Source organism: Stenotrophomonas sp. YJH_SMC_27 (genome assembly GCF_059369815.1).
This window is the reverse complement of record NZ_JCAFTA010000004.1, coordinates 69,679-82,693: the sequence shown is the minus strand read 5'-3', so window position 1 is coordinate 82,693 and position 13,015 is coordinate 69,679. Positions and strand designations below refer to the sequence as shown.

12 protein-coding genes are annotated in these 13,015 nt (G+C 65.5%); 9 read left to right on the top strand and 3 right to left on the bottom strand.

Translation table 11 applies throughout. The features are described 5' to 3' along the window. Positions 1-98 precede the first annotated feature (98 nt). The gene (gene glpD / locus AC5P7R_RS08125; RefSeq protein WP_134730006.1) at positions 99-1,586 is read right to left on the bottom strand and encodes a glycerol-3-phosphate dehydrogenase; all 1,488 of its coding nucleotides are present in this window, start codon (positions 1,584-1,586) and stop codon (positions 99-101) included. Between the two features lie 194 nt (positions 1,587-1,780). After that, positions 1,781-2,416 carry an OmpW/AlkL family protein gene (locus AC5P7R_RS08120; protein ID WP_019660737.1) on the bottom strand — a complete coding sequence of 212 codons (636 nt, stop codon included), beginning with the start codon at positions 2,414-2,416 and terminating at the stop codon, positions 1,781-1,783. Between the two features lie 186 nt (positions 2,417-2,602). Between AC5P7R_RS08120 and AC5P7R_RS08115 the strand changes: the two genes are divergently transcribed. The 3 genes from AC5P7R_RS08115 (at position 2,603) to lpdA (ending at position 6,911) form a co-directional block, all read left to right on the top strand. Next, a complete protein-coding gene (locus tag AC5P7R_RS08115) occupies positions 2,603-3,118 on the top strand; it encodes a DNA-deoxyinosine glycosylase (RefSeq protein WP_021203872.1) in 516 nt (171 codons plus the stop codon). A 167-nt stretch (positions 3,119-3,285) separates the two neighbouring features. After that, positions 3,286-4,995, top strand: coding sequence for a dihydrolipoyllysine-residue acetyltransferase (aceF, locus tag AC5P7R_RS08110; RefSeq protein ID WP_021203873.1), 1,710 nt, complete (start codon positions 3,286-3,288; stop codon positions 4,993-4,995). A 107-nt stretch (positions 4,996-5,102) separates the two neighbouring features. Continuing rightward, on the top strand, positions 5,103-6,911 hold the full coding sequence (lpdA, locus tag AC5P7R_RS08105; protein WP_058980593.1) for a dihydrolipoyl dehydrogenase: 1,809 nt from the start codon (positions 5,103-5,105) through the stop codon (positions 6,909-6,911). A gap of 457 nt (positions 6,912-7,368) precedes the next feature. Here the strand turns inward: lpdA and AC5P7R_RS08100 are convergent, their stop codons facing one another. Then, entirely contained in the window at positions 7,369-8,187 is an 819-nt protein-coding gene (locus AC5P7R_RS08100; RefSeq protein WP_019660733.1) for a hypothetical protein, read from the bottom strand. 458 nt (positions 8,188-8,645) lie between these two features. Between AC5P7R_RS08100 and AC5P7R_RS08095 the strand changes: the two genes are divergently transcribed. From AC5P7R_RS08095 to atpA, 6 genes are all read left to right on the top strand, one after another. Then, on the top strand, positions 8,646-9,011 hold the full coding sequence (locus AC5P7R_RS08095) for a hypothetical protein (RefSeq protein WP_014648497.1): 366 nt from the start codon (positions 8,646-8,648) through the stop codon (positions 9,009-9,011). 31 nt (positions 9,012-9,042) lie between these two features. Next, complete coding sequence (atpB, locus tag AC5P7R_RS08090; protein WP_005411134.1) at positions 9,043-9,843, top strand: F0F1 ATP synthase subunit A; 801 nt, start codon at positions 9,043-9,045, stop codon at positions 9,841-9,843. 73 nt (positions 9,844-9,916) lie between these two features. After that, positions 9,917-10,222: a F0F1 ATP synthase subunit C gene (atpE, locus tag AC5P7R_RS08085; protein WP_005411133.1), complete on the top strand. Its 306-nt coding sequence runs from the start codon at positions 9,917-9,919 to the stop codon at positions 10,220-10,222. A gap of 106 nt (positions 10,223-10,328) precedes the next feature. After that, the gene (locus AC5P7R_RS08080) at positions 10,329-10,799 is read left to right on the top strand and encodes a F0F1 ATP synthase subunit B (protein ID WP_005419512.1); all 471 of its coding nucleotides are present in this window, start codon (positions 10,329-10,331) and stop codon (positions 10,797-10,799) included. Between the two features lie 2 nt (positions 10,800-10,801). Then, positions 10,802-11,329 (top strand): F0F1 ATP synthase subunit delta, encoded by a 528-nt coding sequence (locus AC5P7R_RS08075; RefSeq protein ID WP_019660730.1) that lies wholly within the window; start codon positions 10,802-10,804, stop codon positions 11,327-11,329. Between the two features lie 44 nt (positions 11,330-11,373). Then, the gene (gene atpA / locus AC5P7R_RS08070) at positions 11,374-12,921 is read left to right on the top strand and encodes a F0F1 ATP synthase subunit alpha (RefSeq protein ID WP_005419511.1); all 1,548 of its coding nucleotides are present in this window, start codon (positions 11,374-11,376) and stop codon (positions 12,919-12,921) included. Positions 12,922-13,015 lie beyond the last annotated feature (94 nt).

Here is a 13,015-nt window from a genome sequence, read left to right as displayed (position 1 = left end):
CGTCTCCGGTAGAACGGTCAGGGTAACTTACCTTTCTCTCTGTAGAGCCGGGCCATGCTCGGCTGCGTTGTGCGGATGCAACCGAGCATGGCCCGGCTCTACACGCTGGCTTGCTCCATCCACGCCTGCAGCCGTGCCACCTGCGCCGCGTCCAGCCGCAACCCCAGCTTGCTCCGCCGCCACAGCACGTCCTCGGCATTCGAGGCCCATTCGTGCTCACGCAGGAAAGCGACTTCCCGCGCGTGCAGGCCGCCGCCAAAGTCTTCGCCAAGATCGTTCACACCCTGCAGGCCATGCAGCAGCTCCGCGCTGCGGCTGCCGTAGGCGTCGGCCCAGCGGCGTGCGATTTCCTCGGGCAACCACGGTGCCAGCAACTGCAGGCGCGAGCACGCCTGCGTGGCGTCGCCCCAGTCGCTGCCAGGCAGCGGGTCTGCGCCTGCCGTCCACGCCGGGCCCATCTGCGGCAGCGCCGGCCGCAGCAGCTCCAGCGCTTCCTCGGCCAGCACCCGGTAGGTGGTGAGCTTGCCTCCCAGCACGTGCAGCGCCGGTGCCGGGTGGGACTGCAACTGCAGGCGGTAATCACGGCTGAGTCGTGCCGCACGCGGATCGGGATCGGCCAGCAACGGGCGTACGCCAGCGAACCGCCAGGCCACCTCCTCCGCTGCGATGGGATCACGCAGGTAGCGATTGGCCGCATCACACAGGTACGTCACCTCCGCAGGGAGCACGCTGCAGCGCGCCGGGTCACCGCGATAGTCGGTGTCGGTGGTGCCGACCAGCAGGTGGTCGTGGGCGAAGGGTAGAAGGAACACTACGCGCCCATCGGGCTGCTGCAGCAGGCAGGCGCTGTCGCTGGGCCAGGGGCGGCGCAGCACGATGTGGCTGCCCTGCACCAGGCGCAGCGCGGGGCCATCGCCGCGCCCCTGCATCTGTTCCAGCAGGCCGCCGGCCCACGGACCAGCCGCATTGGCAACGGCGCGCGCAGTCACCGGGTGCGGCTGGCCATCGGCGGATTCCAGAACGGCCTGCCATCGGCCGTGAACGGGGCGCAGGTCGATGCAGCGGCTGCGGACCCGCACCTGTGCGCCGCGCTGCGCGGCATCCAGGGCGTTGAGCAGCACCAGCCGCGCGTCATCGACCTGCGCATCGGCGTAGCTGAAGCCGATGCGCAGCGAGGGGGAGAGCCAGCGACCCAGCGGATCGCGTTGCAGGTCCAGTGCGTGCGATGCGGGAAACGCAGGGCTGCGCCGGCCCAGATGGTCGTACAGCCACAGTCCCGCGCGCAGCATCCAGCGCGGGCGCAGGTGCGGTTCCCAGGGCAGGACGAAACGCAGAGGATGGACCAGGTGAGGGGCTTGCCGGCGTACCGTCTCACGCTCACCCAGCGCTTTGCGCACCAGGCCGAATTCGCCCTGTTCGAGGTAGCGAAGGCCGCCGTGGACCAGCTTGCTGCTGGCACTGGAGGTATGCGCGGCCAGGTCATGCTGTTCGCACAGCAGGACGCGCAGTCCGCGTCCGCTGGCATCACGGGCGATGCCGGCGCCGTTGATGCCGCCACCGATCACCAGCAGGTCGACTTCCTCCATCGCGCCTTCGCACCCTGTTTGTCTAGAGCCGAGCCCATGCTCGGCTGCTTTCCCGATAGTCGAGCATGGGCTCGACTCTACATAAAAGCAGCCGAGCATGGGCTCGGCTCTACAGGTGGAACGCGGGTGACGGAAACGACGACGGGCCCCGAAGGGCCCGTCGCGTTACATCAGTGAAGCAGGTGCAGCCTGGATCAGAAGCGGGCGCCGATGCCGAAGCCGACGGTCCACGGATCCATCTTGGCTTCGCCGATCTTTTCGCCGCCAACCTTCACGTCCGGGCGGGCGCGCATGTAGCGGGCGTCGGCACGGGCGAACCAGGTGGAGTTGATGTTCATGTCCACGCCGACGGTACCGATCACGCCCTTGGCATCCTTGAAGCGGATGTCGGTGTCAGCGCCGTTGCCCAGCTTCTCGTTGCTGAAGCTCGACTGGTAGTAGCCCACGCCCACGAACGGGCGGAACACGTTGTCAGCCTGGCCGAAGTGGTACTGGCCGCTCAGCGCGACCGGCTGCTGCTCGACCGAGCCCAGGCGGGCGTTGTTCGGGCCCTTGAACTTGTTTTCGAACTTGTCGGCAGCGCCCCACAGTTCAACGGCCCAGTTATCGTTGATGTAGTAGCTGAAGCTGACGGTCGGCGCCGGGCCGCCATCGGTCTTCTTCACGCCGGTGATCGGGTCGTTCTTCGGTTCCAGCAGCGAGATGCCGCCAACCACGGCAAAATGCTTGCCCGAGGCAGTGTCGGTGCTGCTGCTGTCCTGGGCGAAAGCGGCCGGTGCAAAGGCGGCAGAGGTCAGCAGGGCGAGACTCAGGATACGGATGGAGCGCATGGGGGTATCTCCTAATGTTTCTTGTTTTGGGCCCCCGGTTGCGGGGCGAGCACACCGTAGTCGCCCCAACATGAATCGAATCCGACGCACGTTAAAAAATAGTTTTCCTTGTTCAGCGACGGGTGCGGAATGCCTGTATTCATGGGGTTTTCGGCCCTCGCTGACATTCATGCAGTTGGAGAAGATGTGAGCGAAGCAACGTTGTGCATTGGCCTGCAAGCGCAGGTGAACGTGCAGTGCCGCGTGCTGCTGCTGGGCTCGATGCCAGGCGTGGCGTCGCTGCAGGAGCAGCGCTACTACGCGCATCCGCGCAACCGTTTCTGGCCGTTGATGGCCGATATCTGTGGCTTCAGTGCGGATCTGCCCTATGCAGCGCGGCTGCAGGCGTTGAACGCCGCAGGCATCGGCCTGTGGGATGTGATCGGCCGCTGTGAGCGCCGGGGCAGTCTGGATGCGGACATCGTGCGTGGCACGGAAGTGGCCAATGCACTGCCGGAACTGATCGCCGCGTTGCCCGAGCTGAAGCTGGTCGGCTGCAATGGCGCCGCGTCAGCGCAGGCATTCCAGCGTTGGGTGCTGCCACGGTTGGAGGCCCCGCCGAAACGGGTGGTACTGCCGTCGACCAGCCCGGCCAATGCGGCCTGGTCGCTGCCGCGCCTGCGCCAGGCCTGGCAGCCGGTGGCAGACGCACTGGCGACATGAAGCGGACATCGTAGGGACAATACGCTACCGACTGGTGGCAGGCGCAACCCATGGGCAACAGCGTGTCCCGGCTGCGTGCGTACTGAAAACACCTGTAACGGTTGGCGCTGGACCCCGCTGGCCGCACAATAGACGTTTCCCTACACCAGATTGCCGGAGTTATCCCCATGGCCGAAATCAAGGAAGCACTTGTCCCCGATATCGGTGACTACAGCGATATCCCGGTAATCGAGGTGCTTGTCGCCGTCGGCGACACGGTCAAGAAGGACCAGGGGCTGGTGACGCTGGAAAGCGACAAGGCGACCATGGAAGTGCCGTCCTCGGTGGCTGGCGTGGTCAAGGAGCTGAAGGTCAAGGTGGGCGACAGCCTGTCCGAAGGCAAGGTCGTGGCCCTGATCGAAGTGGCTGAAGGCGAAGCGGAAGCCGCCAAGCCGGCGGCTGCCGCGCCGGCGCCGGCCAAGGCCGCTGCCCCGGCTGCCGCTACCCAGAGCGCGCCGGCCCCGGCCGCAGCTGCCCCGGCTGCCAGCGGTGGTGCCGTTGAAGCGCTGGTGCCGGACATCGGCGACTACGCCGGCATTCCGGTCATCGAAGTCCTGGTCGCCGTTGGCGACACGGTCAAGAAGGACCAGGGCCTGGTCACGCTGGAAAGCGACAAGGCCACCATGGAAGTGCCGTCCTCGGTGGCCGGTGTGGTCAAGGAGATCAAGGTCAAGGTCGGCGACAACCTGTCGCAGGGCGATGTGGTTGCGATCATCGAGGCCGAGGGCGCTGCCGCGCCGGCACCGACCAAGGCCGCCGCTGCCGCCGCGCCTGCAGCCGCTGAGACAGCCACCAAGGTCGAGCCGGTCGCCGTGCCGGCGCAGCCGGACAAGCTGGCGGCCCGCGAGATCGCCTCGGCCGGTACCCCGTCCAGCCCGCCGGTGCAGTTCAACGCTGATCGCGTGCTGCCGGCCAAGGTGCCGTATGCCACCCCGGCGGTGCGTGTGTTCGCCCGCGAACTGGGCGTGGACCTGCTGCAGATCAACGGCACCGAGAAGGGCGGCCGCATCACCAAGGCTGACGTGCAGAAGTTCGTCAAGGCCGCGCTCAGCGGTGGCGTGCCGGCTGCCGGCGGTGCTGCCGTCGCTGCCGGTGGTGGCCTGAACCTGCTGCCGTGGCCGAAGGTCGACTTCAGCAAGTTCGGCGAGACCGAAGTCCAGCCGCTGTCGCGCATCAAGAAGATCTCCGGCGCGAACCTGGCCCGCAACTGGGCGATGATCCCGCACGTCACCCAGTTCGACCAGGCCGACATCACCGACCTGGAAGCGCTGCGCGTGGCGCTGAACAAGGAGAACGAGAAGGCCGGCATCAAGCTGACCATGCTTGCTTTCCTGATCAAGGCCAGCGCCGCGGCGCTGAAGAAGTTCCCGGAATTCAACGCCTCGCTCGATGCCAGCGGCGAAAACCTGACCCTGAAGAAGTACTTCCACATCGGCTTCGCCGCCGACACGCCGAACGGCCTGGTCGTGCCGGTGATCCGCGACGTGGACAAGAAGGGCGTGGTGCAGATCGCGCAGGAAACCGGCGAACTGGCCAAGAAGGCGCGCGACGGCAAGCTCGGCCCGGCCGACATGAGCGGCGGCTGCTTCTCGATCAGCTCGCTGGGCGGCATCGGTGGCACCGCGTTCACCCCGATCGTCAATGCACCGGAAGTGGCCATCCTCGGTGTCTCCAAGTCGTCCATCCAGCCGGTCTGGAACGGCAAGGAATTCGCACCGAAGCTGATGCTGCCGCTGTCGCTGAGCTACGACCACCGCGTCATCGACGGCGCCCTGGCCGCACGCTTCACCACGTACCTGTCCCAGGTACTGGCCGACATGCGCCGCGTGCTGCTGTAAAGCACCGCTTCGCCCCCACCGTGCGGCCGCAGCCCCTGGCGCGGCCGCGTGAACAGATGCAGTGACAGCCCACCGGCCATGCCGGTCGGGCACGAGGAAAACCCACCATGGCCACGATTGAAGTCAAGGTTCCCGACATCGGCGATTACAGCGATGTGCCGGTGATCGAAGTGTTGGTCGCCGTCGGCGACACGGTGAAGAAGGATCAGGGTCTGGTGACCCTGGAATCGGACAAGGCCACCCTGGAAGTGCCGTCCTCGGCTGCCGGCGTGGTCAAGGAAATCAAGGTCAAGCTGGGCGACACCCTGTCCGAAGGCGCCGTGGTCGTGGTGCTGGACGCTGAAGGCGCCGCCGAAGCCCCGGCCAAGGCCGCTGCGCCGACTCCGGCTGCGGCCGCTCCGGCCAGCAAGCCGCCGGTGACCCCATCGCACCGCGCCCCGGCTGAACCGGCTGCGCCGAAGCCGGCGCTGTCCAGCGGCAAGCCGGCCGACATCGAATGCGAAATGGTCGTGCTGGGCTCCGGCCCGGGCGGCTACACCGCCGCCTTCCGCGCCGCCGACGTCGGCCTGGATACGGTGCTGGTCGAGCGCTACGCCAGCCTCGGCGGCGTCTGCCTCAACGTCGGTTGCATTCCGTCCAAGGCGCTGCTGCACGCTGCTGCGGTAATCGACGAAGTGGCCCATGCCGGTGATTTCGGCGTCGAGTTCGGCAAGCCGACCATCACCCTGGACAAGCTGCGCCAGTACAAGGAAAAGGTCGTCAACCAGCTGACCAAGGGCCTGGCCGGCATGGCCAAGCAGCGCAAGGTCCGCAACGTGCAGGGCGTCGGCAGGTTCATCTCGGCCAACGAGATGGAGATCACCGCCGCTGACGGCAGCACCCAGCTGCTGCGCTTCCAGAAGTGCATCATCGCTGCCGGTTCGCAGGCGGTGAAGCTGCCGAACTTCCCGTGGGACGACGCGCGCGTGATGGACTCCACCGATGCGCTGGAGCTGGCCGAAGTGCCGGGCTCGCTGCTGGTCGTCGGCGGCGGCATCATCGGCCTGGAAATGGCCACCGTGTACAGTGCGCTGGGCAGCAAGGTCACCGTGGTCGAGTTCATGGACCAGCTGATGCCGGGCGCCGACAAGGACCTGGTCAAGCCGCTGGCCGATCGCCTGAAGAAGCAGGGCATCGAAGTCCACCTGAAGACCAAGGCTTCGGGCGTCACCGCCGATGCCAAGGGCATCACCGTGACCTTTGAAGCTGCCGAGGAAGGCCAGGCGCCTGCGCTGGCGCAGGGCACCTTCGACCGCGTGCTGGTGGCCGTCGGGCGTTCGCCGAACGGCAGGAAGATCGATGCCGAGAAGGCCGGCGTGCAGGTCACCGAGCGTGGCTTCATCCCGGTCGATCGCCAGATGCGCACCAACGTGCCGCACATCTTTGCCATCGGCGACATCGTCGGCAACCCGATGCTGGCCCACAAGGCCACGCACGAAGGCAAGCTGGCCGCCGAAGTGGCTGCCGGCCACAAGAAGGAGTGGGTGGCCCGTGTGATTCCGTCGGTGGCCTACACCAACCCGGAAATCGCCTGGGTCGGCGTGACCGAGACCGAAGCCAAGGCCAAGGGCCTGAAGGTCGGCGTGGCCAAGTTCCCGTGGGCTGCCAGTGGCCGCGCGATCGGCATCGGCCGTACCGAGGGCTTCACCAAGCTGATCTTCGACGAAGAGACCCACCGCATCATCGGTGGTGCGATCGTTGGCGTGCATGCCGGTGACCTGCTGGCCGAGATCGGCCTGGCCATCGAGATGGGTGCGGAAGCCGAAGATATCGGCCACACCATCCACGCGCACCCGACGCTGAGCGAGTCGGTGGCGATGGCCTCGGAAATCTACGACGGCACGATCACCGATCTGTACATGCCGAAGAAGAAGTAAGGGGTCCGCGCCGTTCCAAATGAAAAGCCCCGGCATTTGCCGGGGTTTTTTTGTTGAGCCTCGATCACTCTCGTTGCGAGCGTTCGGGCCGCCGCGCCGGTGGCAGGCATTTGGACAAATGTCCTCCGTCACCCGCCTGCGGCGGTCGCCTCCTCCTTTACTTTGTCCAAACGCCTGCCACCCGCACAGCGGCTCGGGTTGCGGACAGTCGAGAGCCGGTGCTCAGGCCGCCGGGATGCCTGACACGCGGAGGGAGCGGGGGCTGTGTGCGAAGTAAAGGAGGAGGTGACGGCCTCAGGCCGGCACCGGGGGACATTCGCACGCGGCCCCCGCTCCCTCCAGTGCTCGACCCAGCTGCTCTTGCTGCTGCACGCAGGGAAAAACAGCACAAAAGAGCGCGGCCCCGATGTTCCGGAGGCCGCGCCAGGAGAGAGAGTGCCGTGGAAGGGGCGGGGGATCAGAACACGAAGCTGATACCGGCCACCGGGCCCTTGAATTCCTGCTTCAGGCCGATGGTGCCATCGCTGCCCTTCTTGTCCGCATCAAGCTTGAACCAGTCGTAGCCGGCGAACACGCCGAAGTTCCTGGTGAAGCGGTAGTCGACGATGGCGTTGGCGCGGCTCAGGTCGCCCTTGTAGTCATCGAAGCTGCCCCAGCGCGTGTTGAGGTACTGGCCCTGCAGGGTGATCATCCACTTCTCGGACGGGGTGAAGCTCAAGCGTGCACCGACCACCGGCGCCACGCCGTCGGTCTTCTCGTTGAGGAACTGGCCTTCATAGACAGTGCCCAGATCGGCGTAGGCCTTGGTGCTGACCTTGGCGTACTCGGCACCCAGCTGCAGGCCGAGGTCGAAGGTGTCGGTGTCCACCACCGAGTAGTCGTAGACCAGGCTGGCCACCTGGTACTTCAGCTCGCCCTTGACGAAGCTGCCGGACGGCACGCTGACGTCACCGAAGGAGATGTCCTGGCCGAGGGTCTCGCGGCGGTCCTTGTCGTACTTGAAGTAGTTGAACAGCAGGCGCTGGCGGTTGCTGATGCGGAACATGCCGTCAATGCGCGGCTCCCACTCCTTGCCACCCAGCTTGAAGTCCTCGGAGAAACCGATGTCCTGGCCGGCCACGTTGGTGTTGCCGCGGAGCGTGTTGTCCGAGTCGATATTCATCGCACCCAGGCGCAGGGCAAAACGGTCGTCGCCTTCGGCGGCGTGGGCGGCATTGGCGAACGAGGCGCCGGCAGCGAGCAGGGAAAGGGCGAGCAGGGTGGGTACGGGGCGCATCGAAGAGTCCTTGCAGTGGTTCATCAGAATGAAGACCACTGTGCGGGACAGGCCCGTCCACCATCCGTGAACGTATGGTCCACGGCGTGTGCACGGTTCAGCGCTGTCGCGACGATGCAAAAAGATGGCCCCGGAGCCGGGCTTCGGGGCCATCGTGGGACCTGCGGGGTGGAGCCGACGAGGATGCTGCAGGCAGGTCGAGTAATCGGACCGGCGCATCCGGTGAAAGTTCCGTCGACTGCGACCAAAGTTCAATACTGCGGTGCAACATCGTGCGGACGTCATTGTCCCCCCGGTGGTACGCAAAAATGTAACCGTTACCGCAACTTGCGCCTTCCCGGGATGAACAGGCAGCGGTTGTCTCGCAAATTGTCCCATTGCTATAATTTGGCGGCTCGATGAGGCCCCCCCTGCTGTAGCCGCCTCAACCCTCCACATGCAACCACGCGGGACGTCCTGTGCTGAACTCCGTTGACGCGGGTCGGCGACTGATGCTGCGCGCCGCGGTCTACCCGCTGGCCGCGGTCGCTGTCCTGGCCCTGGCCTTCCTGCTGGTGGGTCCGAAATATGCCCTCGGCGCGCTGGCGTCTGGTGTGGCCATTTCGGCCGGTGGCTGGGTTGCAGCACGGATGGCGCTGGGCGGAGGTGCGGTGGCCGCAGGATCGGCGATGGCTCGCCTGATCATTGCGATCGTGGCCAAGTGGGTCGTGGTTTTCGGCGTCCTGCTGGTGGGGTTCCTGGTCTTCAAGCTGCCTGCGTTGGCGCTGTTGGCCGGTATCGCCGTCGGCTTGATGTTCCAGGTCCTGGCCATGGCCAGGCGTTGACAGAATTCAATTAACTGAAGGTTCCGGACACATGGCGGGCGAGGCTCTAACCCCTACCAGCTACATCCAGCATCACCTGCACAACCTGACCGCGCCGGTCGGCAAGGGTGAGGGTATGTTCTGGCATATCCACGTCGATACCTTCCTCACCGCCGTCCTGATGGGCCTGGTGATCGTGGTCGCGTTCTGGCTGGGGACCCGCAAGGCCACCGCCGGCGTGCCGGGCAAGTGGCAGGCCTTCGTCGAGATCTGCCTGGAGTTCGTCGACCGCCAGGCCAAGGACACCTACCACGGCAAGAGCAAGCTGGTCACGCCGATCGCCATCACGATCTTCTTCTGGATTCTGCTGATGAATCTGCTGAAGATGATCCCGGCCGATTTCATCGCCAAGCCGCTGGAATGGGCGGGCGTGCACTACTGGAAGCCGGTCCCGACCGCTGACGTCAACGCCACCCTGGGCATGGCCATCAGCGTGTTCTTCCTGATGCTGTTCTTCGCGCTCAAGTCCAAGGGCCTGGGCGGCTTCATCAAGGAATTCCTGACGGCGCCGTTCGGCAAGTGGATGATGCCGTTCAACCTGATCCTCAACATCGTCGAGTGGCTGAGCAAGCCGATCTCGCTGGCGATGCGACTGTTCGGCAACATGTTCGGCGGCGAAATCGTGTTCCTGCTGATCTGGGTGCTGGGTGGTGCCGGTTTCTTCGGTGCCATTGCCGGTGGTGTGTTCGGCCTCGGCTGGATGCTGTTCCACCTGCTGGTGATCCCGCTGCAGGCCTTCATCTTCATGATGCTGTCGATCGTGTACCTGAGCCTGTCGGAAGACGCTCACTGAGTTTCAAGCTTCAACGCGTTTCAACCTTCATCCGTTTCATCACCCTTAGCAACTTAAGTTCCTGGAGATAACCATGTACTTCGCCGTCCTGACCAACTTCGCGCAGATTCAGAGCTCCACCGCCCTTGCCGTCGGCATCATGATCGGCCTGGCCGCGCTGGGCGCCGGTCTGGGTCTGGCCATCATGGCTGGTAAGTTCCTGGAGTCGGCCGCCCGCCAGCCGGAACTGATCCCGGTCCTGCAGGTCCGCATGTTCATCACCGCCGGCCTGATCGACGCCGCGTTCATCATCTCGGTCGCCGTTGGCCTGCTGCTGGCCTTCGCCAACCCGCTGTCGGCTGCCTTCGCTGGCGCCGTCACCAAGGCTCTGGCCGGCTGATACAGCGGTTTGAGACGACCGGGTGCTGATGCACCCGGTTTCGGATGAAGGCCGGATGTGCCGCTACGGCGGCGCGTCCACCCCGAAACCAGCGATCGAGCTAACCATGAATATCAATTTCACCCTTCTTGCGCAGGCGCTGGCCTTCGCTGGTCTGATCTGGATCATCGCGACCAAGATCTGGCCGCCGCTGATGAACGCGATCGAGGAGCGCCAGCAGAAGATTGCTGAGGGCCTCGCTGCTGCCGACCGCAGCCAGAAAGATCTGGCCCAGGCGCAGGAGAAGGTCAACGAAGCGCTGAAGGAAGCCCGCACCAAGGCCAACGAGATCATCGATCAGGCCCACGCGCGTGCCAACCAGATCGTTGATGCTGCCCGTAACGAAGCGATCACCGAAGCCACTCGTCAGAAGGAACTGGCCCAGGCTGAAATCGACGCCGCCGCCAACCGTGCCCGTGAAGATCTGCGCAAGCAGGTGTCCGCGCTGGCCGTGACCGGTGCCGAAAAGCTGCTCAAGCGCGAAATCGACGCCAACGCCCACAAGGCGCTGCTCGACGAGCTGGCCTCGGAGATCTAAGGATGAGCCAGGCCCTCACGCTTGCCCGCCCGTACGCCCGCGCCGCGTTCGCGACCGCGCGCGACGAAGGCGCGTTCGCGCCGTGGTCGGACGCCCTGGCGTTCTCCGCCCACGTCGCCGCCGACCCGCGCGTGGCGGCCCTGCTCGCCAACCCGGAGCTGGGTCGTGACGACGCCGTCGCCCTGCTGGCGCCGGTGTCGCACGGCGAGACCTACTCGCGCTTCCTGGCCGTCCTGGCCGAGTCGCACCGTCTGCCGCTGCTGCCGGAAATCGCCGGCATGTTCGACGCCCTGCGCGCCGAAGCCGAGCACGTGGTCAAGGCCACCGTCACCTCGGCCGCCGAACTGTCGGCCGCTGAGCTGGATGCGATCAAGGTCGCGCTGCGCAAGCGCTTCAACCGCGAGGTCGACGTGACCACCGCGGTCGATGCCTCGCTGATCGGCGGCGCCGTGATCGACGCCGGCGACGTGGTCATCGATGGTTCGCTGAAGGGCAAGCTGGCCCGTCTGCAGACCGCGCTCGCTAACTGAATTCATTTAACGTCCGGCCCCGCTGCCGGCACTAGGACTTGACGATGGCAACCACGCTCAACCCCTCCGAAATCAGCGAACTGATCAAGAACCGCATCGAGAAGGTCAAGCTGGCCGCGGAATCGCGCAACGAAGGCACCGTGACCAGCGTGTCCGACGGCATCGTGCGCATCTTCGGTCTGGCCGACGTGATGCAGGGCGAAATGATCGAACTGCCGAACAACACCTTCGCACTGGCCCTGAACCTGGAGCGCGACTCGGTCGGCGCCGTGGTCCTGGGTGACTACGAGCACCTGCGCGAAGGCGACGTCGCCAAGACCACCGGTCGCATCCTGGAAGTGCCGGTCGGTCCGGAACTGCTGGGCCGCGTCGTGAACGCGCTGGGCGAGCCGATCGACGGCAAGGGCCCGCTGGGCACCGACCTGACCGCTCCGGTGGAGCGCGTTGCTCCGGGCGTGATCTGGCGCAAGTCGGTCGACCAGCCGGTGCAGACCGGTTACAAGTCGGTCGACTCGATGATCCCGATCGGCCGTGGCCAGCGCGAGCTGATCATCGGTGACCGCCAGACCGGCAAGACCGCCATGGCGATCGATGCGGTGATCAACCAGAAGGGCACCGGCATCAAGTGCGTGTACGTTGCGATCGGCCAGAAGGCGTCGACCATCGCCAACATCGTGCGCAAGCTGGAAGAGAACGGCGCGCTGGCCCACACCATCGTGGTGGCCGCGACCGCTTCCGAATCGGCTGCCATGCAGTACATCAGCGCCTACTCGGGCTGCACCATGGGTGAGTACTTCATGGACCGCGGTGAAGACGCGCTGATCGTGTACGACGATCTGTCCAAGCAGGCCGTCGCCTACCGCCAGATCTCGCTGCTGCTGAAGCGTCCGCCGGGCCGTGAAGCCTACCCGGGTGACGTGTTCTACCTGCACTCCCGTCTGCTCGAGCGCGCTGCCCGCGTGTCCGAGGAGTACGTCGAGAAGTTCACCGAAGGCAAGGTCACCGGCAAGACCGGTTCGCTGACCGCGCTGCCGATCATCGAAACCCAGGCCGGCGACGTGTCCGCGTTCGTTCCGACCAACGTGATCTCGATCACCGACGGCCAGATCTTCCTGGAAACCGACCTGTTCAACGCCGGCATCCGCCCGGCCGTGAACGCCGGTATCTCGGTGTCGCGCGTCGGTGGCTCGGCCCAGACCAAGATCATCAAGAAGCTGTCGGGCGGTATCCGTATCTCGCTGGCCCAGTACCGTGAGCTGGCTGCCTTCGCGCAGTTCGCCTCGGACCTGGACGAAGCGACCCGCAAGCAGCTGGAGCGTGGCCAGCGCGTCACCGAGCTGATGAAGCAGAAGCAGTACGCGCCGATGTCGATCGCCAACCAGGCGCTGTCGATCTACGCCGTCAACGAGGGTTACCTGGACGACGTGCCGGTCAACAAGCTGCTGGCGTTCGAAGAAGGCCTGCACGCCCACTTCGCCAACACCCAGGGCGAGCTGATCAGCAAGGTCAACGCCACCGGCGGTTGGGACAACGACATCGAAGGTGCCTTCAAGAAGGGCATCGCCGAGTTCAAGACCACCGGCAGCTGGTAATCGCGGTCCTGTAGAGCGGAGCCACCGGCTCCGCTGGACCAGATGACAAACGGTTGAACAACGCGGGGCATCAGCCCCGCGCCACGGGAAACAA

What these genes read in the sequence shown, in the direction of transcription:
- AC5P7R_RS08075 (WP_019660730.1), top strand. Translation starts at nt 10,802, where the DNA reads ATGAGCCAGGCCCTCACGCTTGCCCGCCCGTACGCCCGCGCCGCGTTC.
- AC5P7R_RS08080 (WP_005419512.1), top strand. Translation starts at nt 10,329, where the DNA reads ATGAATATCAATTTCACCCTTCTTGCGCAGGCGCTGGCCTTCGCTGGT.
- atpB (WP_005411134.1), top strand. Translation starts at nt 9,043, where the DNA reads ATGGCGGGCGAGGCTCTAACCCCTACCAGCTACATCCAGCATCACCTG.
- atpE (WP_005411133.1), top strand. Translation starts at nt 9,917, where the DNA reads ATGTACTTCGCCGTCCTGACCAACTTCGCGCAGATTCAGAGCTCCACC.
- aceF (WP_021203873.1), top strand. Translation starts at nt 3,286, where the DNA reads ATGGCCGAAATCAAGGAAGCACTTGTCCCCGATATCGGTGACTACAGC.
- lpdA (WP_058980593.1), top strand. Translation starts at nt 5,103, where the DNA reads ATGGCCACGATTGAAGTCAAGGTTCCCGACATCGGCGATTACAGCGAT.
- AC5P7R_RS08100 (WP_019660733.1), bottom strand. Translation starts at nt 8,187, where the DNA reads ATGCGCCCCGTACCCACCCTGCTCGCCCTTTCCCTGCTCGCTGCCGGC.
- AC5P7R_RS08120 (WP_019660737.1), bottom strand. Translation starts at nt 2,416, where the DNA reads ATGCGCTCCATCCGTATCCTGAGTCTCGCCCTGCTGACCTCTGCCGCC.
- atpA (WP_005419511.1), top strand. Translation starts at nt 11,374, where the DNA reads ATGGCAACCACGCTCAACCCCTCCGAAATCAGCGAACTGATCAAGAAC.
- glpD (WP_134730006.1), bottom strand. Translation starts at nt 1,586, where the DNA reads ATGGAGGAAGTCGACCTGCTGGTGATCGGTGGCGGCATCAACGGCGCC.